Source organism: Lyngbya sp. PCC 8106 (assembly GCF_000169095.1).
Taxonomy (GTDB): domain Bacteria; phylum Cyanobacteriota; class Cyanobacteriia; order Cyanobacteriales; family Microcoleaceae; genus Capilliphycus.
In genome coordinates this window covers 209,654-234,258 of record NZ_AAVU01000002.1, presented here as the reverse complement: position 1 = coordinate 234,258, position 24,605 = coordinate 209,654, and the positions used below count along the sequence as shown (strand labels likewise).

Here is a 24,605-nt window from a genome sequence, read left to right as displayed (position 1 = left end):
ACATTGGCGAGGAAAAAATTACCTACTCTGTAGAGTTTGGACACAACAATGTCTAATTACGTTCTGGTACTTGATACCAACAAAAATCCATTAACACCATGCAAGCCTTCTATGGCTCGAAGCTTGTTAAAAGCAGGTAAAGCAGCCGTTTTTCGTCAGTATCCTTTCACCATTATTTTAAAGAAAAAGGTTGCAGATACGCCGGAAAACTGCAAATTAAAAATAGATCCAGGTAGCAAAGTAACGGGTTTAGCTTTACTGCTTAATGATTCTGTTATTTGGGCAGCAGAGTTAACTCATCGAGGTCAACAAATCAAAGACGCTAACTGGCGTCGCCGCCAACTTCGACGAGGAAGGCGAAATCGCAAAACTCGTTATCGGCAAGCTAGGTTTTTCAATCGTAAACGTAGGGATAGTTGGTTAGCTCCAAGTTTAAATCATCGGGTGCAAACTACAATGACCTGGGTTAATCGTCTGACAAGATTTTGTCCGATTAACTCTATCTATCAAGAATTAATTCGCTTTGATACTCAGAAAGTTCAAAACCCAGAAGTGTCAAGTATAGAGTATCAACAGGGTGAGTTACATGGCTATGAGATTCGAGAATATCTCTTAGAGAAATGGGGTAGAAAATGTGCTTATTGTGGAGCCGAAAATACACCTTTAGAGGTTGAACATATTCAAGCAAAATCTAAGGGAGGCTCTAACAGAATTAGCAACCTAACTCTAAGTTGTCATTCATGCAATCAAGCCAAATCTAACCTAGATATCAAAGACTTTCTCTCTGGAAAACCTGACCTGATTAAGAGAATTATAAGTCAAGCAAAGGCTCCTTTAAAAGATGCTGCGGCGGTTAACTCTACTCGCTGGAAGTTGTACAATGACTTAAAGACAACTGGACTCGAAGTTTGCACAAGCTCAGGAGGAATGACTAAATATAATCGCTGTCGTCTAGGTCTTCCCAAGGCTCATTGGATTGATGCGGCTTGCGTCGGAAAAACCGAATCTTTAAAGCTAGAAACGAATCAACCTTTGCTGATTAAATCAACCGGACATGGCAACCGTCAAATGTGCGGCACTAATAAATATGGTTTTCCAACTCGTCACCGTTCTAGACAACAGGTTCATCAAGGTTTCAAGACCGGAGATATTGTTAAAGCTGTTGTTACTAAAGGAAAGAAAATTGGAACTTATAAAGGTCGTGTTCTAGTCCGTGCTTCTGGCAGTTTTGATATCTCTACGGCTAAGGTACGAGTCTCTGGAATTAGCCATAAATATTGCGTACCAATCTATAAAAAGGACGGCTATCAATATGAATTTAATTCTCAGTTCAACGGCAACTAAAGTTGCCCGTGTCGAGCTTCCTCCCCGCTCTAAAGAACGGGGCTTCCACTCTACCGGACTATTTCCCGTGAGCAAAAAGTGAACAATTCCCAACAATTAATGATCAATATTGTAGAGATGTTGTGTGCAATGTCTCTACTTCTGATTATAGATAGAAAGATAAAGTCAACTTTCTAAGAATAGAATCAGAGTTAGAGTTTCAAAATACCCTTCCAACCAACCTTTTAATTGTTTATCTCTATTAAATGATTCGTGTGAGAAGTATAATGTATCTTGCAACAATAACTCTTTAAAAGTATAATTATAGAGTTGAGGATTTATTCAATCAAAAGTTAAGATTAAGTTTACAGACGGATTAAGACGCTTCTTTTTGTTCTTTGTACAAAGACTTAAATTGTTGTTGTTGTTGTTTGTGATCAACAATGGGTTCGGGATAGTCGCAAGCTTCCCGATCTTTTGATGATATTTTTCCGGTGACTAAATATTCTGTATCTAAACTGCTTAATTCCGGCAACCATTGACGAATATATTCACCTTCTGGATCATATTTTTGGGCTTGAGTCGTGGGGTTAAAAATTCTCAACGGTTTGGGGTCCATCCCACTCGACGCACTCCATTGCCATCCCCCATTATTGGCCGATAAATCCCCATCCATCAATTTTTGCATAAAATATTTCTCGCCCCATTGCCAATTAATCATTAAATCTTTAGTGAGGAAATTAGCAACAATCATCCGACAACGGTTGTGCATCCATCCAATTTCATTGAGTTGTCGCATCGCCGCATCAACAATCGGATATCCGGTTTTTCCTTCACACCAAGCTTGGAAATGTTCTTGATTTTCACTCCAAGGAAAGTCTTTAAAATGATCTCGATAGGGGCCATTTGCGAGTTCTGGAAAGTGATACATTGCCTGTTGATAAAATTCCCGCCATGCGAGTTCCTGTTGCCATGCTTTAATATTATTTCTAGCCTCATCGCTGCGAGTATTTTCCATCGCTTCAACGGTTTTTGCCCAAACCGTACGAATACTAATCACGCCAAATTTTAACGCTGCACTCAGTTGAGATGTACCATCATTGGCGGGAAAATTTCGTTGTTCATCATATTCAAATAAAGCGCGATCGCAAAACTCCTCTAAGCGATTTTGAGCCGCTTCTTCTCCGGGTTCTAAAATTAATTCGTTCTCCCAAACAAAACCCAAATCCTCAGCCAAGGGTAAATCAATTATACCATTTTCTTTGGCAATTTTCAACTGTTTTTCGGTCAGTCCGGTTGGATTTTCAGAAAAAGTATGAATTGGTTTTTGCTTCTTTCTTTTGCTCCAATTATTCCAATAGGGCGTGTAAACTTTATAAGGTTCATTTGCAGATTTTGTCCGAATTTCATCCGGTGTATGAAGTAACTGATCCCAAACCGTCTCAACTCCAATATTGACTTCTTTTAACGCTTCAGAAACCTGTTGATCGCGATCTTTTGCATAGGGTTCGACATCCAAATTCCAGTATACCGCTTTTGCCTCTAATGCTTTGGCAAGTTTGGGTATTGCTGAACTGGGCTGACCTTGTAAAATCAACAATTGACTGCCGACTTTTTCATACTGTTTTTGCAGTTCTTGTAAACAGCCTATCATATAAGTTACCCTCGCCGGAGCAACATCATCTTGATCTAAAATATTCGGATCAAGACAAAAAACACCCACCACTTGAGAACTCTTTTCTCGGGCTGCGGCTAACCCTTTGTGATCAGAAATTCGCAAGTCACGACGATGCCAAAATAAAATTAAATCGGACATAAAAAATAAAACAGGAGACAGTTAACAAGTTTAGCTGAATTTAAACAATTAGTTTTTGAGAAAGGGTTTAGCCAGTAATAAACTAGAAATCGATTTCGAGTCTACAGGTTCACCGTCTAGGATAGCTTGTTCCAACTCTTGCGGAGTCATCAATACAACCTCAATATCTTCATCCTCATCCTGTGCGGGTGGTTTTTCAAGTTTTTCTAAATCTTCGGCGAGAAATGAATAGATAATTTCATCAGAATAACCGGGTGCGAGAATAAATTGTCCAAGTTTACGCCATTTGTGGGCGCGATAACCTGTTTCTTCTTCTATTTCGCGCTTAACGGTGTCTGCGGGATTTTCATTATTATCAATCGTTCCTGCTGGAAATTCTAGAGTGCGTCCCTGTATTGCAAAGCGATATTGTCTGACTAGCACTAATTTTCCGTCTGAAGTCACAGGAATAATCAGGGCGCCACCCGGATGACGAATACATTCCCATTCTCCAACAGCGCCGTTAGGAATGCGAAGACGGTTGACTTCGTAGCTAAAGCGACGTCCCTGATAAAAAAGACGTCGTTGGAGAATTTCGGGGGGTTCAGATCCAAGTGTCATAGGATTGAAGATTAAAAATTTTAGATTGAACAGTGAGTCATCTCTAGAATATCCTACACGATTTGGAGAATTCACGATTTTTAGTTCTTCGCAAAATTTCATCTCTTAAAATTGTGTACGGGTTAGATTTCAAGCGATAGAATAAATTATTAGAGACTAATGAGCTGGAACTGATGAGACAATATCTGAATAAATTAACTTTAAACTGGGGTCAATCTTCTGGGGTTTTAGCTTTGCTTTTGGGTGTATTTTCCACTCTTATTACTGCTTTTCCCCTGAACGCCGCAGATGAAATTAATTTTGTGTTTGCGACAGCTCGGGTATCGGTTCCCGTTCGTTCTTTAGAAAACTTTGCTCGCACAGGAGAAATTGATCGTCATCTCAGAACTTATTTTAATTTAGCCAGTGCAACACCCGCAGAAAAAGCTGAATTTCAGGAAACTCTAAGTCGGCGAATCGATGTAAATACGATTCAACTCTCTCGCCTTTTAAACACAGCCATTGGTCAAGATATTCTGACCACTCTTGGGCGGTATATTACCGTTCAAAGTGGAAAAGATAAACAATCTGCTCTAAAGACAGCCCTAATTGAATCTGCATCGGATTCTCAAGGATTAACCGTATTAAATTTTCTCGATCATCTTCCCAGTAACCTACAGATTAATCTGGATCAAATTCTTAGGTTAAGAAATACTATCCAACTGGTCATTAATGCAACTCGTGTTCTTAATGAAGAAGTGGCAAATTTATCGAGGGAAGCAACTCTTTTAGATCAAACAGATTTTTCATCTTTACTCGATCTTCGTCAGCCCGGAACTTACGGCGTGAAGGAAGTTCAACGGTTATTTTTGTATGATGCTCAACGCAACCGCAAATTTTATGTCGATCTTTATCAACCGCAAATCTGGCGAACAGGCAAAACTCCGGTTGTGATTATCTCTCATGGTTTGGCTTCTCGGCCAGAAGATTTTGCGAGACGGGCTAGACATTTGACCTCTTACGGCTATGTGGTTGCGCTTCCTCAACATCCCGGTAGCGATCTCCGTCACGCGGAAGACTTGTTAGCAGGTCGAAATCAGGAAGTTTTTGAGGTGCAAGAATTTATTAATCGTCCTCAAGATATTAGTTTTGTTTTAGATGAGTTGGAACGAAGAAATTCCGCTGATTTTGAATCCCGACTTCAACTAGATCGCGTGGGAGTGTATGGTCATTCTTTTGGGGGATATACAGCTTTAGCAGTGGGAGGTGCAGAAATTGATTTAGAAAATTTACAGCAGGAATGTGAAGCAGAATTTAGCCACTTAAATACATCATTACTTTTGCAATGTCGCGCTCTTTCTTTACCCAATTTACCGACTCAATTTCGGGATTCGAGAGTTCAAGCGGTTCTTGGGGCTAATCCGGTTAATCGGAGTATTTTTGGTGAAAACGGTTTAGGGGCTGTCGATATTCCGGTTTTGTTGGGGGCGGGTCTTTATGATCCTGCTACTCCGGCGATTTTTGAACAGGCGGGTTCTTTTCTTTGGTTACAATCTCCGCAGAAGTATTTGATGATTATTGAAGGACAAGCCCATGTTGATTTTTCTCAACTCGATGCTGGAATCACCAATGCGGTTAATTCCGTTGAACGGTTGATACTTCCGAGTCCGGAGTTAATTGATAGTTATGCCAATGGTGCCGTTGTTGCCTTTTTTGAGATTTATATTGCTAACAATCGTGAGCTAATCCCTTATCTATCTTCGGCTTACTTTGACTATATTAGTCAAGGACAGATATTCAAAAGTTTTTTAATTGATGGTTCGGGGGCAGAACCGTTAAAACAAAAGTTGCTTCCTTTCAAACAAGAATTCCTCAGACTGCAATCGACTCCCGACTGAGCCAATGGCCAAAATGACTCGGCATCTGTCCCCATCGAGAGCCTTTTTTTTGAACCGGGAGACAGATTTTGTAAATTCGTGTAAAATACTGTAAAGTTATCTAAATTCCTTTCTGGTCTAGGATAGAAGCATATTCAAAAGGCTCTTGAGCTTGGGTTAATCACTCCTATCAGGACAACTAATGTAACATATCTTAATATTGCCGCTATAATGATTTGTGTGAGCAAGCGAGCAAAGGAATGGTACAAGCTTTGTTTGGAAGCACTCCTTTTCAGACCCAAGGTGGCGATCGCATCGTCAGCAAAGCTGTTGGTGCGGCAATCGCTGCACTATTCAAGCGTTCTGAAAAAGTTGAGGCAAACGTCCGTGCTGAACCCGTAGCCAAGCTGTTACAGGGCAGTGTAGATGGCTTTGACTTCATCGGCCAAGGAATGCTGATGTATAACGGGCTTCGTATTGCGGTGATGGAACTTTACCTAGAAGCGGTATCGATTGATTTCGGTGCAATCTTCGCAGGTAATGTGAAGTTACGGCAACCCACGCAAGCCACGATGCGAGTCGTTTTAACAGAGGAGGATTTAACGTCTTCGTTCAATACTCCTTTTATTATCGATAAGCTACAACGACTGCAATATCAAGGACAGCCGTTAAAGTTTAGCGATACCGAGATGCGGATTACGCCCGAGAAAAAGCTGCATCTGCAATCTCAGGTACGAGTTGGTGATTCTAATCAGCCCATTTCGCTTAACTTTACAAGTCAAGTTGACATTGAGGAACGTCGTAAGATTCAGTTTACCGATGTCTCCTACGAAGGGGACTCAGAAGCAGTGAGTCTCGGTAAAGCATTGATTGATCATGTTAACAACTTGCTGGACTTAGATAAATTCGCGCTCGATGGCACAAGTTTGCGGATAGACCGATTGCGAATCCAGAATGAATCTTTGATCTTTTATGGAGCAGCTCAAATCAACCGATTTCCGCAAATGAAAAAACGTTAGTTAAGGATTTTAACGGAATTGAAATTTATCGCTCTTACTCGGTTTCCTCGTTCAAGTGTAATTTTTTGCGGGTTATACTCGGCAGTACACATAATCCTCCTGCTATTGCCAAAGCGAGGAATATCGAGAAGCGATCACTTCCTTCTATTGCCTGTTTTCCGCTAACGCCTAGCCAAGTGTAAGTAAACGTTCCCGGAATAATTCCCAAAAAAGTTCCGACAGTATAAGATTTCAACTCAATTGCGGTGAGTCCAAACAAAAAGTTGGATAAGTTAAAAGGAAAAATCGGAGCCAACCGCACAAATAACACAAACTGTAAGGGTTTTTGAGCCGTAGCTCGATTAAATTTTCTGAATATTCGCTCGCTACCAAAGGTTTTTTGTGACCAATTTCGCAGTAAATATCGAGAGACTCCAAAGGCTGCGATCGCTCCAATTGTAGCAGCAATCACTGACCAAAATATTCCCCAAACTAGACCAAAAAAGATTCCTCCTGCCATTGTTAACGGAATTGCTGGAATGCCGACAATAGTGAGGAGGATGTAGAGTAGAACATATCCAAAAATTGCCCAATTTCCCCATTGTTTGATCGAATCAGTTAGCAAAACTGGATCGAGATGATTTAGTTTCCAAGGACTGAAATCAACCATCCAGAGAAGGCTAATCAGACTCAGAGTTAACCAAAAACGCCGACTTTTGAGTAACTGTTCGGGGAAAATAGGCATCATTTTTTAGCCTTGTTTTTCTGATATTTTTTCATTTAATGCTTGACGAGCAATTTTTGTGACATAAACGGTCACAGCAACAGTAGCGACTAAACCCACACCATAAAGAATCCATTCTCCTGTGGTTTTCGAGCGTTCTTCCAAGGCTAAAGTTGCCAATTCTCCGGCTAGAGAACCGATATAAACATACATAATTGTTCCCGGAATCATACCAATCCAAGACGCAACGACATAATCCCGGAGAGAAACTTTAGTTAATCCAAAAGAATAATTGAGTAAGTTAAAAGGGAAAATAGGAGACAGTCGGGTTAACCCCACAATTTTCCAACCTTCTCGGGCTACAGCTTCATCAATCGCCTTAAATTTCTGGTTTCCCGCAATTTTTTTAGCCACCCAACCTCGGGCTAAATATCGACCGACTAAAAAGGCACAAGTTGCCCCGGCGACAGAACCGATTGAAACATAAATTGAACCGCTAAAAACACCGAAGATTGCACCGCCTCCCAAAGTTAAAATGGAACCGGGAAGAAATAACACCGTTGCCAGAATATACACGACAATAAATGCGACTGGCCCCCAATATCCCAGATTAGCAATCCAGTCTAAAGTCTCTCGCAGATAATCTTGGATAGAGGCGAAAGAATCGGAGAGATTGAACAATTTTGCCGCTAAAATAACCAACATTGTGACTCCAATACCTAACAGTATTAATTTTAAAGGTTTGGAGGTTTTTTTTCGTGAGGTAAGAGATTTTTCTGAAGAATTCATCTGACAGGTTTTTACTCCGCAATTTTATATTCAGTCCTCTGAAATTAAGGCACCACCACAACTTGAACCACATCCCGCAGTACACCCATAACAAAAGGATGCGGTTTGGATTTCTCGAATCACATCTAAGCTATCAAACTCAAGTAATCTTTTGACGGTTAAAAGTTCACCTGTTGAGGTCTGAGCCGGAATATTTTCCATTTGATTGAAGTCACAATCATAAATATTTCCGAGATAATCAATCGAGAGTTGATCACGACACATTAAATGTTCAGTGGTCTTTGAGTTATAGTTTTCTTCGAGAAATTGAAGATAAGGTTGATGAATATTGTGATTTTTTAAATAAAACTTAGTGCGACCAATCGGTAAGTTAGTAATCGTAAAAAGTTGATTAAAATCCAGATCGAAATGTTGTTTGAGATAGTGTTTATAGGCTGGCTCAAGCTGTTGTTGTTCTGGGGGTAAAGAAAAAGATTGGGGCTGAGGCAAAGCAGGATTATACACCAAGTCGAGTACCAGATTTTGTTGTCTACCATACCCAAGCTGATTCAGCCTTTGAATAGCGGCAATGGAATCTTGATAAACACCTTTACCTCTCATTTTGTTAACGTTATCTTCCAAATAACAAGGCAAAGATGCTATAATTCTGAGCTGATGTCGAGCGCAATACTCTGGAATCTCTTGAAATCCATCAACAAAATAAATCGTGAGATTGGAGCGTACAATGACTTCTTTTTCCTGTAAACGAGCAGCTTCTACAAGAGGTTTAAACCCATAATTCATCTCGGGCGCACCTCCAGTCAAATCAACGGTTTTAATTTGGGGAAAACGATGAATGAGTTCGATCAATTGATCGCAGATTTCGGCAGAAAGTTCTTCTGTTCGTTTGGGGCTAGCTTCGACATGACAGTGGGTACAAGCCAAATTACATCGCTTACCCAAATTAATCTGTAAAACAGAGATGGGCTGCTTAGTTAGAGGAGAACCTAATTTATGATCAAAGGGTGTCAAAGTTGTTTTCAGCATGATTTATCCCGGTTTGGAGTTAGAAGTTATGAATGATGGTAACAATAAACTTCCATTAGCTTCAAGCTGAACGCTTTGATCTCGATTGCTTTTCAGGTAATGTTCGATCCTATAGGTGTTTCCCATTGCTATTGATCTTGTTTATGTCCTGTCTAGTTGTTTCTATTCTTATTCAAAGCCAGTCAACTGAATTTATCCTGAGAAAAAGCTGAGTATTCGATCATATAGAGTGAGATCAGATGTCAAAATCTAAAAATAATAAATTATAACAAGCATGGATAGTATTGACTTTTTTCAGTATTATGCTGCTTGTCATTGATTTTATATCTCTTTTGAATCTATGGCTTTTAAAATGATAGTAAATTTTTGTTATTAAGTGCCATTTGTTGTTGACTTTAAATATGAAAATTATCCATCCAGAATCAAAAGTTGTCATCATTTGGGAATCTCTAATTGTTTTAGTTACTCTCTACAATTATCTGGCGATTCCATTTCGGATTGCTTTTCAAACAAGTAGTGGTGGCGTTTGGCTGATCTTAGATATTTTAAGTGACTCTATATTAATTACTGATATTTTTCTGCGGTTTCATATGGGATATATTGATCAGGGAGCATTTATTAATGATAAACAAAAAATCCACCAACATTACCGTGCTAACGATTTTAAAATCAATTTAATTGCAAGTTTTCCCATTGATATCCTGATCAGATTTTTGTTTCCTAGTCTTCCTGGCTATGTCATTGGTATTGCCAGACTTATTCGACTTTTACGAGGTTTTCAATGTTTAGCAATCTTCAGACGATGGGAGAATAATGTTAACGTTAATCCGGTGGTAATTCGGATGATTAACTTAGTTCTGATTATTTTTCTCATCGATCATTGGGTGGCTTGCTTATGGTTTTTTATTGGAAAAACAACAAAAATTTCCAATGAATCTTGGTTAACCACTGCTTCTTTAGAAAATGTGCGGACTACGACTCAATATATGAAATCATTGTATTGGTCAATTACCACTTTAACAACGGTTGGCTATGGAGATATTACCCCAACCAATGACTTAGAAATCGCCTTTACTTTAGTTATTATGTTTTTAGGGGTGTCAATGTATGCGTTTATTATTGGTAACGTTGCTTCTTTAATTGCGAATTTAGATGCAAATCAAGGACGTTTTCGAGAAAAACTGGATCAAATTCAAGCCTATATGCGTGAACGCCGAATTCCTTCACACTTACAACAGCAAGTCCGAGATTATTATCAATATATGTGGGAATATAGCCATGATGCTTCTATGGAATTAGACTTTCTAGATGAACTTCCCCACTCGATCAAAACTCGTATTTATCTTCATCTCCATCAAGAACTTTTAGAAAAAGTTCCTCTATTTAAAGAAGCAGATAAAGGCTTTATTGAAGACTTAGTAATTAAATTAAGACCTCGAATCTTACCTCCAGAGGACTATATTATCCGCGAAGAACAGTTGGGCCATGAAATGTATTTTATCAAGCGAGGAGAAGTGATTGCATTTTCTGAAAAAACAGGTCGAGTTTATCGGACAATGACAGCAGGGATGTTTTTTGGTGAAATTGCACTTTTATATTCTAGTCGGCGAACGGCTTCGGTGAAAACACAAACCTACTGTGAACTTTTTGTGTTGTACAAAGATGACTTTGATCAAGTCTTAGAAAACTATCCTCGCTTTTGGGAAAAAGTCAAAGAAATTGCTGAACAACGCTTTCAAACCAAGTAACTGTGTTTTGTGTTTTGTGTTTGATTTTTGAGTTTTATTTGACTTGTTCTATAGGCGTTTGAGACGGTTGACCTGTCAGATCAAATCGATTCATAAGATAGATCACTCCAGTTGCAACAATCGCTCCCAATAGTAACCCTAAAACGATTAAAAATAGAAAAGAGCGCCGGAGAACTTTAATCGTCTCTGGATGGGGTTCTCGATTTTGTACATCATCAATCGAGTCTAGATCTGGATGATGATTATTAAGTGTATTTAAAGAATCATCAGAACGATGACCATTCTCTGAATCAGGATTTGAATTAGAAAATAAATTCATTGTGATTTACTGTTTGTAATTGAGATTAAAAAAACAATCGATTAATCTAATTTTTTAAATTAACCAATTGTTTTAGGTTTGAGAACGCTCTAAACGCTCATCTATTAACGGTTAAGACGCAGAAGATTGACTGGCTTGTTTTTGTTGGATTTGGGGAGACAGACGATTGATGGCTTGTTTCACAAAAGATTGCAATAACGAAAGCTGTTGGTTTTGCTGAAACACGGTTTTCAAAGTTTGATTGAGCGCGTTAAGATTGAGAGCAAACTGACCCGACTCCTGCTCATCTATCTCTAACGTTTGAAAATATTCAACTAAACTTAAACCCGCAATTCGAGTTAAATAGGCGGCACTCACCCCTTGCACAACACCACCCGCTACAAAGGTCATTGTATTACTTTTTAACATCGACGTTAACGTTTGACTTGTCAATTCTACAAACCCCAACTTTAACATCTGAGTTCCGATAGTTTTCGCTACTTCTTGGGCTTGTTCTAGAGAAAACTTTTGCTGATAAATTCCACCCAAATCAATCACCAATTGAGCATTAATTGCCGCAGTTGCTAACACATCCAACGCCGGAACCGGATTGGCAAACGCCGTCGCTGCTGCAAACCATTGATATTGTTCAATAATCGGTAAAGCCCGCTCACGTCTAACTTGATTTAAACTGATTTTGACTTGAGTTTGTAAGGCTTTGGCTTGTCGATAAGTCGTCGCCCAAACTAAAGATTGCTGCTCTTGTTGTAAAATCTGACTGAGCCGTTGGGTCAACGGTAAAATTTCCGGTTGTTGCACTTCCATCCATTCTTTGACTGAACCATCGGCTTGATGTTGACGGACTTTCACCGGACTCGGAGAAGCTGCAACTGCAATCACATCCTCGGGTTGTAGTAGCCCCTGCGTCGTCTCTCGCAGACGTTGGAGAATCACAGGTTGTTGTTCTTGGGAATGTTGGTCTTGCTTGTTCCAGACGAAGATCACTCGCTGACTTTGTAGTAAGAGTTGAGAAATGGTTTGATATTGCGGATTGGTGACATCCCCACTGGTGAGAAACAGAACCAAATCACAATCTGTTAATCCATTTTGCTGTCCTTCGGGAATTTCCACCCAGTTTAACGGTTGGCTGTATTGGGGGATTCCATCAGCCGATAAGACTTGCATTAACAGGGTTTTCCCCACCGATTTTCCCCCCATTACCCCGATAGATAGGTTTTGACGTTCGAGTTGAGGGGTGAGTTCGGTTAGCTGTTGTTGGAATTGAGCAATATTGGCGGTAAAATCCTGTGGAGAGCGGTTTTGTTGAGCAACGGTGGTCAACTTTTCGATCATCGTTCCCGTTTGAGCGAGTGCTTGATCTACAGTTTGACGATCAACAATTTTGGGAGTGAGTGCGGGGGTTGCTTTGGGAAACTGTCGCTGTAGCCACCAGAGTCCGGCTCCGAGGGCCATTGTCCCCACTAATGCGGTTTCGCCAAATTCAGCGGCCGAATGCGCCATACTGTTAACTAACCAGAGTAAAAAAGAGAGTCCGATTCCCCCAACTAGAATGGGGCGTTGCAATTTAGCCGTCATAATAAAAAATTGTGATAACTGATTGAAATAACGTTACATTCCAGCTTAGATCAAAACTGAAGCTATGCTTAAGATTGTACCGGGATCAACGTCATACGCTGATAAGACTATGAGCTTAAATTTTCGATTTGCCATTGTTAGTGATCTTCATATTGCCCTTTCTCACACGATTTGGGATCATCCGACACGGTTTCATCTGGTTGAAGCCAGTATTCCGGCGTTAGAACTTGTTCTTGAACATTTAGCCGAATCTGACTTAGACTTTTTACTCTTACCCGGTGATTTAACCCAAGACGGGGAGATTGATAATCATGTTTGGTTGAGTAAACGTTTGGCTAAACTTCCCTATCCGGTTTATGTTGTTCCGGGAAACCATGATGTACCGCTTGCGGTGGGAAATGACAAGGTAACAGGTTTGAGTGATTTTCCTCGGTATTATCATCAGTTTGGCTATGAAAACATTGATCAGTTGTACTATACCCATGAGATTCTACCGGGAGTGCGGTTGATCGGGTTGAATTCTAACATTTTTGATCAAACGGGAAGACAAATCGGTTATCTTGATCAACAGCAACTTGACTGGTTACAAGCAGTGTTAGCAACGACTGAGGATGAGTTGGTGATGGTGATGTTACATCATAATGTGATTGAACATCTTCCGGGTCAAGCGACTAATCCTTTAGGTCGTCGGTATATGTTAAAAAATGCACCGCAATTGTTAGAAATACTGGATCAAGCCGATGTAAAGCTGGTGTTTACGGGTCATTTGCACGTTCAAGATATTGCTCAATGGCAAAATATCTATGAGATTACAACAGGTTCTTTAGTGAGTTATCCTCACCCTTATCGGATTGTCAATTTCCGAACAGAATCGGATGGAAAACAGCAATTACAGATTGAGTCTCATCGTATCACTTCTGTTGCAGGTTGGCCGGATTTAACCGAACAGTCACGGGAGCGGATTGCCGATCACTCGTTTGCATTTATGACAAAATTGTTAACCAGTCCTCCTTTAAGTTTACCACAGGAACAAGCGGTTCAGTTTGCCCCGGATTTGCGTTATTTTTGGGCTGATGTTGCTGGAGGAGATGCGGAGTTACATTTTCCACAGTTACCGACTCCAGTTCGACATTATTTTGAGGCTTTTAGTAGTGAGTCTGCGATTGATAATCAGGCAACGTTATTGCTTAGTTAATGGGTTTGGCAACGAGATCTTCTGTAGCGGAGAAGATTGAATCGTTGGTGAATTGTTTGATCATACAGAGTGTACCGTCAAAAAACCAAGTGCGTGTCTCAACAGAATTATGGATGATGAATTATGGATGATGATCTGAAAGTTTGGACAAAATTATGAGTGATGAATGATCAAAGAGACAAACTCTTTTTTGAGCATTGATAATTTTAACAGTCATAAATTTCTTCCCCCATTCATAATTGAGTTCATAAATTTGTGAATGGTCTGGCTCTCTGACAGACTTCCCCTAACTTGCTTAAAATTCCTAATGAGCAACCCTAATTCTTTACTGGACAATTTACTCCCAAATTCTACACGAACAGACCTGCAAATCCAGGATTATTTTAAATCTTCTCTGACAGCTTTATCGCACGCGATCGAAGATTTAGTGTTAGCGAGATCAGATCAGCCTTTAGTGATTGCCAATTTTCAACAAGAGCGTTTTTATCGGCAAGAAATTCGTCGCTATCGTCAAATTGCTCAACAAAGTGATCAGGTTTATATTTTAGCAGTACCGGAAGTTTCATCTAATGTAAGTGTCAACACTGAGCCTTATGAAATCATTCCCCTAAAACCTGATGATCAACTCGCCCAAGAATGGCATTTAGTGATTGTTGCGGCAGATTACACCGCTTGTTTGATCTGTCGAGAACAACTGGAAGCCGGATATATTGTGGATCAAGCCCGACGATTTCAGGGATTGTGGACATTTGATCCTCAAGTCAGTCGCTCGGCGGCTCGCTGGCTCTTAGACTATATTGTGGCTGATTCTCCCCAACTGAAACCCAAAGTTGAACAGGCTTACCAACAATACCAACTGACAAGCGAGAAATCTGAATCTGTTTCTCTACAGAGCCAACAAGCCATTAATGCGGAAATCTTTGCAACTCGACTCGTCACCTATTTACAGACCAATCAGTATAAACTCCTCAAAGCTTACCGGGCGATCGCCGAAAAAGAACGTCGAGAACGTCTGATTAATGTGATGGCGACGGCAATTCGTAGTTCCCTCAACTCCAGTGAGATTTTCAGCATTGCAGTGCAGGAGATTGGCGAAACCTTTGAAAACTGTCGCTGTTTGCTCTATCGTCTCAGTCCTCGGGTGCGAGAAGCCGAAATTGAATATGAATTTCTCCCCTCGGGAATGGTGTCATTAAAAGGAGAATCTTGGTCTTTGATTGATAATCCCTTATTTGTGGCGGTTCAGTCTCAAGATCGGGCGTTAGCAGTCGATGATGTCTCCAAAAATTCCTACTTATTGGAAAATGAACTGTTGAGGACAAAGATCGAAAAAGCGAATATTCGGGCTTGGTTGCTGGTTCCCATTCGTTACCAAGGAACCTTGTTAGGGATGATCGAGTTGCATTATGGGGGATTAAAAGCCTATCATTGGCGGGTTCAAGATATTGCGTTACTCGAAGCGATCGCAACTCAAATCGGTGTGGCGCTTACTCAAGCCCAAGCCTATGCGAATTTGATCTCACTTAATGAACAACTCGAAGCCCTAGAACGGATTCAAAATAACTTAATTGCTATTGTCGGTCACGAATTGCGAACACCCCTTTCCACGATTCAAGTGTGTCTGGAAAGTCTAGCGAGTGAACCAGATATGCCGATTGAATTTCGCCAAACCATGCTGGATATGGCATTAACTGATTCGGAGCGACTGCGACGGTTGATCCAAGATATTCTCACTCTGTCTAAGTTGGAAAGTGGTCAAACTTCAAAACGTCCAGAACCGCTACAACTCCAAGAAGTGGTCGAGTTTGCTCTGGCGGGTTTGAGAACAATTTGGGGAAGTCAGGGCTTACCTACGATCAAGATCGAGTTATCCCCCCAATTGCCTTGTGTACGGGCAGATGGAGAAGGATTGGTGGAAGTGTTAACGAAATTGTTGGATAATGCCTGTAAGTTTACTGGAGCGGGTGGACAGGTGACGATTCAAGCGAGAATCATGCCGCCTATGGTTAATCAACAGCGTCCCCGACATTCACTCCCGATGTTAGAAGTGGTGGTTGCAGATACTGGGCGAGGCATTGAACCGAATCAGTTAGAAACAATTTTTGATCGCTTTTATCAAGAGGAAGATTCTCTTAAACGTTCGGTTGGGGGAACAGGTTTGGGTTTAGCAATTTGTCGTCAAATCGTCCAAGGCATGGGCGGACAGATCTGGGCAATTTCTGCTGGACGCGATCGCGGCAGTCAGTTTCATTTTACGGTTCCGGTTGAGTTATCAATCGGGGAGAAAGGCAGAGGAGAACGGGCGAGGAAGCCGAAGCGGGCTTAGGATTTGATGTGTTTGATCAAGAGTTGAGCGATCGCTTGCAATTGTTTTTTATTAAAGGTTTTCAGCAAGACTTTCACGACTTCTTTGGGATCGGCCGGAATCGTAATTTCTTGGGCCGTGGGGGTGGTTGCGGTTCGGCCCGTGAGTTGTAATAAGGCTGGACTGGGTGCGATTTCGTTTGCTTTTCCGACTTCGAGAAACTCCGATCCCTGCTTTAATTCTTTGATGACGGTGTTCGCTAAGTCTTTGTAGGAATTTTTGGGGTTCGCGATCGCTTGGTAAACTGTTTTCACCAGGGTTTGCCAAGGCTCTACACCGGGGCCAACTTTGGTCAGACGTCCACATAACCCCGCAATTTGTTTGCGAGAAGCGGGAGATTCCGGCTGTTTTAAGCCCTGTAACATGGGTTTGAGAACGGTCATAACTTGAGCGGCAGCCTTGGGAACCTTTTGAGCGGTTGCAGCCGGGGGTTGAGCCGCAGGAGCCGCTTTGCCGCTAACCAGGGCAAGTAGGTGAGCTTCGAGTTTCTCAAATAGCGGTGTCGAGGCGGTGACAATTTTTTCGCCCATTTGCGGGGACAATCCTGCCGGACTCTGAGCGCGGGTGATCAGATTTTTTAAGACTTCATAGGCTTTATTGGCCAGAGAGTGGGCAGTAGCATCGACTTTAAAGGGGGTGTCTTTGATGGGTTTAAAGCAGTCTTCGAGACTTTTGGCGACTTTGTTAATACTGACTAAATTGGGACTTTGATTCATGAGCATCGCCGCACCTCCCTTGATGGTATGAGCAGCACGGTAGATGGCGATCGCCTCTTCGCGATCCGGGTTTGCCATGACAGCGCTCAGGCGTTTTAGCCCTTGCTCCATGATTTCTAGGTGTTCTCCGGCTTCTTCCATGAAGGCGACGAAAATTTTCTGGTACTGCTGTTGATCTGGGGGCACGGCTATCCTCCTAATCTATTCAAATGCCAAGCCGAGTTGACTGTTCGAGCGAGGTGATCCCGCGACCAAAGAAAAGGGCTAGGCTTTTATCAAAACCGACATCACAGGCAACGGACTGATCATTCAAAACAACTTTAACGCATCAATTGTAGGTTGCCCAGATCTAAATCAATTCTTTTCAGTCACCCTCTCTGCTGCTTCCTGGTTTCCCTGCTTCCCCTATCTTCCGATCTCCGGCTCTCCTGAAATACTGATTTTATGCCAGGTTAAGGGGACTTTTAATCCTAAAGTTAATACTCGGGTTCCCATGAATAAGGATAAGGCTAGCCACAATAAATGAGAACTGTGAAACTGCCACGCATTGATCGCCATCGCAATACAACCAACGAGAGTGGCAATTAGAGCGCAATCTCGTAAAATTCGCCCTTCTGTTAATCCTAAGAAATAACCGTCGAGCATAAAGGCAATTGAACCCAAGCCTAACACGGGGAGTAACCAAAATACATAATGATCAATTCCAGAAATGACATCACTATGATTGGTTAATAAACCAAATACAAATCCGGGAATGAGTACGAAGATAATGGCAAGTCCGAGTCCAATACTTAAGCTTAAACTTCCTGACAATTTGACCAAACGAATTAATTGTTGTTTTGAACCTTCACCTTTATAACTTCCGGCTAAACTTTCAGTCGCAAACGCGAGTCCGTCTAGAAAGTAAACAGAAAGTGTTACCGCTTGCATTAATAAGGTATTGGTTGTCAGAACCATTATTCCAAAAGCTGAACTCAAGTTTGTAAATAAGGCAAAGGTAGAAATCAAGGCAAAAGTGCGGATTAAAATATTAGTATTGAGGAGAAAAGAGGCTTTTAAAGCTTCTCGGTTTAGAATTCTTCCCGCTAGAATTTTGATCTGTGGAAAGGGTTTTTCCCAAACGACTAATAATAAACCGATCAGTAGCATCAGGTATTGACTCAAAGCAGTTGCGGCACCCGCACCCGCACTTTCCCACCCCCATTGTCGAATAAAAAAATAGTCTAAAATTACGTTACTGCCATTGCTAACGGCTGAAAGTAAAAAGACTTTTCCGCCCTGTTCACGCCCTAAAAACCAACCCATTAATACAAAGTTTAACAGGGTCGCTGGCGCACTCCAGATTAAGGTATTATAGTAGTCTTGTCCAGCAATTTTGACCTCGTTTGTCGCACTGAGGAGAGTAAAACCGAGTTCACGGAGAGGATACTGCAAGAGAAGAATTGCGAGTCCAACGATTAAGGCAATTAAACCATTTCGGAGTAAGATTAACAAGGCTCCATCATAATCTTTTGCTCCTAATGCTTGAGCGGTGGTGCCTGTTGTTCCCATGCGGAGAAAACCGAATGTCCAATAGATATATTTGAACAGTACAGTCGATAAAGCAACCCCAGCTAAATGACGAATTTCGGTTAAATGTCCTAAGAAAGCAATATCGACTAAACTGGCGAGGGGAACCATTAAATTAGAGAGGATATTGACCGTTGCAAGCTGTAGGAAACGATGGTGTAACTGATCAAATTGAGGTTTGAACATTGAGAAGAATTTACTCTGAATGAGAGATAACTTAAAATCTCTTAACATTTTGATCAGTATAGCTTAACAACAGTTCCTCGATCAAGGGAGTTAGAATTTTGCGGGGAATGATTTTATTTTGAGATTATGAATTAAAATCAAACAGGGAAGTCTTCAAAATGATTATTTTTGGAGTCGAGGATTAATAGACAATTATCTAAACAAGATAGGAGGAGATTATGCCACTGGGAATGTTAGTGGATGGAAAATGGACAACAGAATGGAAAGAACAAGATAACCAGGGTAAGTTTAACCGAATGCCGACTCAGTTTCGCAACTGGATTAAACAAGACGGTTCGAGTGCATTTACAGTTGAACAAAGTCGTTATCATCTTTATGTGAGTTTAGCTTGTCCCTGGGCGCATCGAACGTTAATGATGCGGAATTTAAAAGGGTTACAAGATGTGATTTCGGTTTCAATTGTTGATCCTGAAATGGGGGAAAATGGCTGGAATTTTTCTGAAGAACCGGGATGTATTCCTGATATTGTTAATAGCTGTAACTATTTACGCGAATTGTATTTAAAAGCGAATCCTCAATATACGGGGCGGGTAACGGTTCCGGTACTCTGGGATAAACCGAATCAGCATATGATCAATAATGAGTCTCGGGAAATTATTCGGATGTTGGATGTTGAATTTGAAGCCTATTCCAAATCCGGTTTTAATCTATATCCCGAAGAACTGCAAGAACAAATTGATCAAACAATTGATGCCATTTATCAGCCCATTAATAACGGGGTTTATCGTTCAGGATTTGCTTCAACTCAAACCGCTTATGAAGAAGCTGTGACTGAATTATTTAAACATCTTGATCATTGGGAACAGGTGCTAGAAAGTCAACGATATTTGTGTGGAAATAAATTAACGGAAGCGGATGTTTGTATGTTTACAACGCTATTTCGTTTTGACCCAGTTTATCACGGCCATTTTAAATGTAATTTACGGCGAATTGTAGATTATCCAAATTTATGGAATTATGTCAAAGATATCTATCAAACACCAGGAGTTAAAGAAACGTGTAATTTAGACCATATCAAGCGTCACTACTACAAAAGTCACACTCAAATTAATCCGACGCGAGTGGTTCCAATCGGGCCAATGATTAACTTTGATGAACCTCATGATCGCGAAAAGTTAAGTTAGTGATCAGTGAGTCAGTTCTGAAATTTCTATCTAAAGAGAGGGGAAAATATCCCCTTTCTATGTTAGAAAATAATCAGTTCTAGGTAAAATTAGTCCTTTGTTATAGCATTCATCGAGTATTGATCATCATTTGAATTTTGCTCAGGAACAGAATAGAGTATAATGAATAACACTGGATTTAGAGTTGTTCGAGAGTAAACTTACTCAAAATAAAAATAAAAATACTAATTGATCATTCTAATTTAGTCGGTTTGTCGGTGATGTCTCTCGGCGAAAATAATAATGTTTAAGAGTCAAAAATTAAAAGATTGGTTGAAAAATCATCAATTGCCTGACTTGATTTTATCATTTGTTGCTTTAGTGTGGAGTCGGCGAGTGTTTCGTGGAATTGGATTAGTAGTTGTAACACTTTTCAGTATTGGGCTGTTCAGTCATTTTCCCTCTTTTTCTCAAGATCCTGTTACCGTCAGATTTTTAGTGCAAGCTGGAGAAGCAGCACAATTACAATCTTTTGCTGAAGATTTTAACCAAAAAAACCCGAATATTACCCTAGAAATTGTTAAAGGGCCGAATAATACAAACCTAGTAGAAGATCTTTATACTTCGGCTTTTTTATTAGGAGATTCACCCTATGATATTGTTTATATGGATATCGTTTGGGTGCAAAAATTTGCAGCAGCAGGTTGGTTAGCCGATTTATCCGAGTGGGTTGATGCAGATTTACTCACTCCCTATTTAGAAGGCATAACAGAGGGAGGACGTTATCAAGAAAAATTGTATAGAATGCCTTTGCGGGCTGATGGTGGAATGCTGTATTATCGTACAGATTTCTTAAAACAAGTGGGTGCTGAACCCCCAGAAACGTTTGAAGAATTAGTCAAAATTTCTCAAGAAATTCAAGACCAAGGATTAGCACAATGGGGATTTATTTGGCAGGGAAAACAATATGAAGGATTGTCTGCTTTATTTACCGAAATCTTAGCAGGATTTGGGGGATTTTGGGTTGATCCAGAAACAAATGAAGTCGGACTTGATCGCCCTGAAGCAATCGCCGCCGCCGAATTTTTGCGTCAAACGATTACAAAAGGGATTTCTCCCAAAGATGTAACCACTTATTCTGAAGAAGAAACTCGACTATTATTTCAAAGTGGAAATACAGCTTTTTTACGCAATTGGCCTTATGTTGTTCCGTTAGCAAATCAATCTAAAATAGCGAATCAATTTGAGATCAAACCGATGGTTCATGCTCCAAGTTTCAAGAGTGGATCGTGTTTAGGGGGTTGGGGATTTGGAATTTCTAGTCGTTCTCCTCATCAACAAGAAGCTTGGAAAGTGATTGAATATTTTAATAATATTGATGTGCAGCGTCAGTATTTTCTAAAAACAGGCTTTGTTCCCGGACGACGTTCGCTTTTTTTAGATCCAGAATTAGTCTCAAAATATCCTCATTATCCCCAACTTTTAGATGTTATTAAGAACTCAGTTCTACGTCCACCCATTGCTCAATATGCTCAAACGTCTGATATTTTGCAGCGTTATCTCAGTGCAGCATTAACAGGTTCCCAAACTCCCAAAGCGGCTCTAGAAGCTGCTGCTACAGAAACCCGTACTTTACTCGGAAGACAACAGCGCGTCAGAAGTTGGGAACGGTAGTTTCAACTATCAATGAATCAGTTAAAATTTAACCCTTTAGATGAATGAAACAAAAAGACATTGCACAACAAGAAAAACAGACAGGATGGTTACTGATTTTACCTGCTTTATTGGTTTTAGCATTGGTGTTTATTTATCCCATTGCGAGAGCCTTTTGGTTGAGTTTTTTCAGCGAAAACTTAGGAACTCAGTTGGAACCCATTTTTTCGGGATTTTATAATTATTATCGACTGTTAGGAGATGGTCGCTTTTGGCAAAGTTTGTGGAATACAAGCGTTTTTACAGTCATTTCAATTACCATCGAATTAGTTCTGGGAATGGGAATTGCTTTAGTTCTCAATCAAAGCTTTCGTGGACGGGGATTTGTGAGAACTTCGGCGTTAATTCCTTGGGCGTTACCAACGGCTGTGATGGGGTTAGCTTGGGCGTGGATTTTTAACGGTCAATATGGTGTCGTCAATGACCTTTTACAACGGTTAGGATTAATGGAAACCAGTATTACTTGGTTAGGTGATCCGACGCGAGCTATGTTTGCTTTAATTGTTGCAGAAGTTTGGAAAACAACGCCTTTTATTTCTATTCTTTTATTGGCAGGATTGCAATCAATTTCTGTTGATTTATATGAAGCTCATTCTATTGATGGAGCCACACCCATTCAGAGTTTTCGTCAAATTACTTTACCCTTATTAATGCCGCAAATTATTATCGCTTTACTGTTTAGATTTGCTCAGGCTTTTGGAGTATTTGACCTCATTCAAGTGATGACCGGAGGAGGGCCAGGCGGATCTACAGAAACCGTTTCTATCTATATTTATGCAACCGTTAGACGATACTTAGATTTTGGCTATGGGGCGGCGTTAGTTGTGGTCACTTTTTTGCTTTTAGTAACTGCTGTAGTGATTGCAGCATTTTTACTTTCAAAAAGTCGTGTTAATTTAACCGGAGGACAATAAATTATGGAAAATATTTCCAAAGTTAAAACCGCTCCCAAACAGACTTATAGAAGTTTAAAACCCATTTTTCTATTTATTGGTGTCTGTTTCACGATTATCTTTTGTTTAGCGCCCATTTTATGGCAAATTCTCACTTCATTTAAAACCAATGAAGCTATTGCTGCAATTCCGAGTATTTATTTTCCTAACTTCAATCAACTCACGCTCGAACATTATGTGAGTTTAGGTTTACCTTTTTTTGGGTATGTTCTCAATAGTGCTTTTGTTTCTTTGACTTCAACCCTGTTTTGTTTAGCGATTGGTGCGCCTGCGGCTTATACATTAGCACGACTCAGAATTCCAGGTGAGAATATTATTCTAGGTTTCATTTTAATTGTGACCTTATTTCCCTATGTCTTATTATTTTTAGGACTCCTCGAAGTCGTCAAATTTTTCGGACTGGGAAATAACTATCTCGCTTTGATTATTCCCTACACGGCGATTAACTTACCCTTAACAATTTTAGTTTTGCGGAGTTTCTTCCAACAACTCCCCAAAGATTTAGAAGACTCGGCCAAAGTTGATGGTTATAATACCGTATCGATGTTATTAAAAATTGTCCTGCCGATGACAACTCCCGCTTTAGTAACAACTGGAATTCTCACCTTTATTTTTGCATGGAATGAGTTTATTTTTGCCCTGACTTTTATTACCCGAGAAAACTTGTATACTATACCCGTTGCGGTGGCTCAACTTGGAGGTGCTTCTGTCTATGAAATCCCTTATGGGCCGATTGCTGCGGCAACCATTGCAGGAACATTACCCTTAATTATTTTAGTGTTGTTGTTTCAAAAACGCATTGTTCAAGGGATTACCGCAGGGGCTGTTAAAGGTTGATTGTTTAATTTCTGACTCAAATTATTACATTACTCAAAATAGGAGTTATTTAAACTATGGCTCAACTCGAACTTCAAAATCTCCGTAAACAATTTGCTCCCTCTGTTGTTCCGGTTAAAGATATTAGTTTAGAGGTTAAAGATGGTGAATTTCTTACCTTACTTGGCCCTTCTGGATGTGGAAAATCAACATTACTCAGATTAATTGCTGGACTCGAACAACCGACGCAAGGAAAAGTAACAATTGGGGGAAAAAATGTGACTTCTATTCCACCGGGAAAACGCAATATTTCAATGGTTTTTCAAAGTTATGCACTGTATCCTCATATGAGTGTCTTTGAAAATATTTCAGCCGCTTTGAAATTGCGTAAAACTCCCCGAGAGGAGATAGAAAAACGAGTTAATGATGTCACGCAACGACTAGGTTTAGAACAGTTGTTAAATCGTAAACCCGGTCAACTTTCCGGGGGTCAACGTCAACGAGTTGCATTGGCTCGTTCTTTAGTCAGAAATCCAGATATCTTTTTATTAGATGAACCTCTAAGTAATTTAGATGCGCTATTACGAGAACAGGTTCGGGCGGATTTAAAACAATTATTTGAATCACAAAATAAGCCTGTTGTTTATGTTACTCACGATCAAATTGAGGCGATGACATTATCCGATAAAATTGCCGTTTTATGTGAGGGTTATTTACAACAATTGGCTTCACCTCGGGAGATTTATACGGCTCCAGCTAATAAGTTTGTCGCTGGTTTTGTTGGCAGTCCTCAAATGAATTTACTAACCCTAGACTGTCAGGAAAACACTGCTATTTTAGGAGATTATAAAATCACTTTACCTCAGTTACAAACTCAAAAACCTAAGATTATTTTAGGGATTCGTCCTGAAGATATTAGTTTGAGAACCACTGAAATAGGTCAGATGATAGCAGGCTATATTTTTCTTGTTGAAGATTTTGGGAAAGAAAAATTGCTGAGTGTGCGGATCAATGGTTCGGATCAAACGTTACGGGTTATGATTCCTGCTGATCAGACTTGGGAAGGAGAAAATATCACACTTTCTCTGATTAAAAAACAACTGCACTGGTTTGATGTAGAAACAGGCGATCGCTTAAATTAATTGATTTTAACTA

General features: G+C 40.3%; 20 protein-coding genes. 11 read left to right on the top strand and 9 right to left on the bottom strand.

Annotated features, from left to right (window positions below; all coding sequences use genetic code 11):
• Positions 1 to 48 precede the first annotated feature (48 nt).
• Positions 49 to 1,344 (top strand): RNA-guided endonuclease IscB, encoded by a 1,296-nt coding sequence (gene iscB, locus L8106_RS02130; RefSeq protein ID WP_039895283.1) that lies wholly within the window; start codon positions 49 to 51, stop codon positions 1,342 to 1,344.
• Positions 1,345 to 1,699: 355 nt separating this feature from the next.
• Here iscB and L8106_RS02125 read toward each other — a convergent pair whose 3' ends face one another.
• Both L8106_RS02125 and L8106_RS02120 read right to left on the bottom strand, forming a co-directional pair.
• Positions 1,700 to 3,139, bottom strand: coding sequence for an FAD-binding domain-containing protein (locus tag L8106_RS02125; RefSeq protein ID WP_009782520.1), 1,440 nt, complete (start codon positions 3,137 to 3,139; stop codon positions 1,700 to 1,702).
• A 48-nt stretch (positions 3,140 to 3,187) separates the two neighbouring features.
• Positions 3,188 to 3,739, bottom strand: coding sequence for an NUDIX hydrolase (locus tag L8106_RS02120; protein ID WP_009782519.1), 552 nt, complete (start codon positions 3,737 to 3,739; stop codon positions 3,188 to 3,190).
• A 173-nt stretch (positions 3,740 to 3,912) separates the two neighbouring features.
• Between L8106_RS02120 and L8106_RS02115 the strand changes: the two genes are divergently transcribed.
• On the top strand, positions 3,913 to 5,616 hold the full coding sequence (locus L8106_RS02115; protein ID WP_009782518.1) for an alpha/beta hydrolase: 1,704 nt from the start codon (positions 3,913 to 3,915) through the stop codon (positions 5,614 to 5,616).
• A gap of 239 nt (positions 5,617 to 5,855) precedes the next feature.
• Positions 5,856 to 6,614, top strand: coding sequence for a DUF2993 domain-containing protein (locus L8106_RS02110; RefSeq protein WP_009782517.1), 759 nt, complete (start codon positions 5,856 to 5,858; stop codon positions 6,612 to 6,614).
• 34 nt (positions 6,615 to 6,648) lie between these two features.
• Here the strand turns inward: L8106_RS02110 and L8106_RS02105 are convergent, their stop codons facing one another.
• The 3 genes from L8106_RS02105 to arsS are packed head-to-tail and all read right to left on the bottom strand — an operon-like array spanning position 6,649 to position 9,132.
• Positions 6,649 to 7,341: a TVP38/TMEM64 family protein gene (locus L8106_RS02105; protein ID WP_232228415.1), complete on the bottom strand. Its 693-nt coding sequence runs from the start codon at positions 7,339 to 7,341 to the stop codon at positions 6,649 to 6,651.
• 3 nt (positions 7,342 to 7,344) lie between these two features.
• Positions 7,345 to 8,106, bottom strand: coding sequence for a TVP38/TMEM64 family protein (locus L8106_RS02100; protein ID WP_009782515.1), 762 nt, complete (start codon positions 8,104 to 8,106; stop codon positions 7,345 to 7,347).
• 30 nt (positions 8,107 to 8,136) lie between these two features.
• The gene (gene arsS, locus L8106_RS02095; RefSeq protein ID WP_009782514.1) at positions 8,137 to 9,132 is read right to left on the bottom strand and encodes an arsenosugar biosynthesis radical SAM (seleno)protein ArsS; all 996 of its coding nucleotides are present in this window, start codon (positions 9,130 to 9,132) and stop codon (positions 8,137 to 8,139) included.
• 401 nt (positions 9,133 to 9,533) lie between these two features.
• Between arsS and L8106_RS02090 the strand changes: the two genes are divergently transcribed.
• Positions 9,534 to 10,880 carry an ion transporter gene (locus L8106_RS02090; RefSeq protein ID WP_009782512.1) on the top strand — a complete coding sequence of 449 codons (1,347 nt, stop codon included), beginning with the start codon at positions 9,534 to 9,536 and terminating at the stop codon, positions 10,878 to 10,880.
• 34 nt (positions 10,881 to 10,914) lie between these two features.
• Here L8106_RS02090 and L8106_RS02085 read toward each other — a convergent pair whose 3' ends face one another.
• Positions 10,915 to 11,199 carry a hypothetical protein gene (locus L8106_RS02085; protein WP_009782511.1) on the bottom strand — a complete coding sequence of 95 codons (285 nt, stop codon included), beginning with the start codon at positions 11,197 to 11,199 and terminating at the stop codon, positions 10,915 to 10,917.
• Between the two features lie 111 nt (positions 11,200 to 11,310).
• Positions 11,311 to 12,774, bottom strand: a complete 1,464-nt coding sequence (locus L8106_RS02080; RefSeq protein WP_009782510.1) for a DUF697 domain-containing protein — start codon at positions 12,772 to 12,774, stop codon at positions 11,311 to 11,313.
• Between the two features lie 109 nt (positions 12,775 to 12,883).
• On the opposite strand from L8106_RS02080, the gene L8106_RS02075 reads away from it, so the two are divergent.
• A complete protein-coding gene (locus L8106_RS02075) occupies positions 12,884 to 13,969 on the top strand; it encodes a metallophosphoesterase (RefSeq protein ID WP_009782509.1) in 1,086 nt (361 codons plus the stop codon).
• 307 nt (positions 13,970 to 14,276) lie between these two features.
• The gene (locus L8106_RS02070) at positions 14,277 to 16,295 is read left to right on the top strand and encodes a DICT sensory domain-containing protein (protein ID WP_009782508.1); all 2,019 of its coding nucleotides are present in this window, start codon (positions 14,277 to 14,279) and stop codon (positions 16,293 to 16,295) included.
• Here L8106_RS02070 and L8106_RS02065 read toward each other — a convergent pair.
• Both L8106_RS02065 and gntT read right to left on the bottom strand, forming a co-directional pair.
• Positions 16,292 to 17,236 (bottom strand): Hpt domain-containing protein, encoded by a 945-nt coding sequence (locus L8106_RS02065; RefSeq protein WP_009782507.1) that lies wholly within the window; start codon positions 17,234 to 17,236, stop codon positions 16,292 to 16,294. The genes L8106_RS02070 and L8106_RS02065 overlap by 4 nt on opposite strands.
• A gap of 219 nt (positions 17,237 to 17,455) precedes the next feature.
• Entirely contained in the window at positions 17,456 to 18,805 is a 1,350-nt protein-coding gene (gene gntT, locus L8106_RS02060; protein ID WP_009782506.1) for a guanitoxin biosynthesis MATE family efflux transporter GntT, read from the bottom strand.
• A gap of 218 nt (positions 18,806 to 19,023) precedes the next feature.
• Between gntT and L8106_RS02055 the strand changes: the two genes are divergently transcribed.
• From L8106_RS02055 to L8106_RS02035, 5 genes are all read left to right on the top strand, one after another.
• Positions 19,024 to 19,989, top strand: coding sequence for a glutathione S-transferase family protein (locus L8106_RS02055; protein WP_009782505.1), 966 nt, complete (start codon positions 19,024 to 19,026; stop codon positions 19,987 to 19,989).
• 282 nt (positions 19,990 to 20,271) lie between these two features.
• Positions 20,272 to 21,642, top strand: a complete 1,371-nt coding sequence (locus tag L8106_RS02050) for an ABC transporter substrate-binding protein (RefSeq protein ID WP_009782504.1) — start codon at positions 20,272 to 20,274, stop codon at positions 21,640 to 21,642.
• A gap of 44 nt (positions 21,643 to 21,686) precedes the next feature.
• The gene (locus L8106_RS02045) at positions 21,687 to 22,595 is read left to right on the top strand and encodes a carbohydrate ABC transporter permease (RefSeq protein WP_009782503.1); all 909 of its coding nucleotides are present in this window, start codon (positions 21,687 to 21,689) and stop codon (positions 22,593 to 22,595) included.
• Between the two features lie 3 nt (positions 22,596 to 22,598).
• A complete protein-coding gene (locus L8106_RS02040; protein WP_009782502.1) occupies positions 22,599 to 23,471 on the top strand; it encodes a carbohydrate ABC transporter permease in 873 nt (290 codons plus the stop codon).
• Between the two features lie 56 nt (positions 23,472 to 23,527).
• On the top strand, positions 23,528 to 24,592 hold the full coding sequence (locus L8106_RS02035) for an ABC transporter ATP-binding protein (RefSeq protein WP_009782501.1): 1,065 nt from the start codon (positions 23,528 to 23,530) through the stop codon (positions 24,590 to 24,592).
• Positions 24,593 to 24,605: the final 13 nt, after the last annotated feature.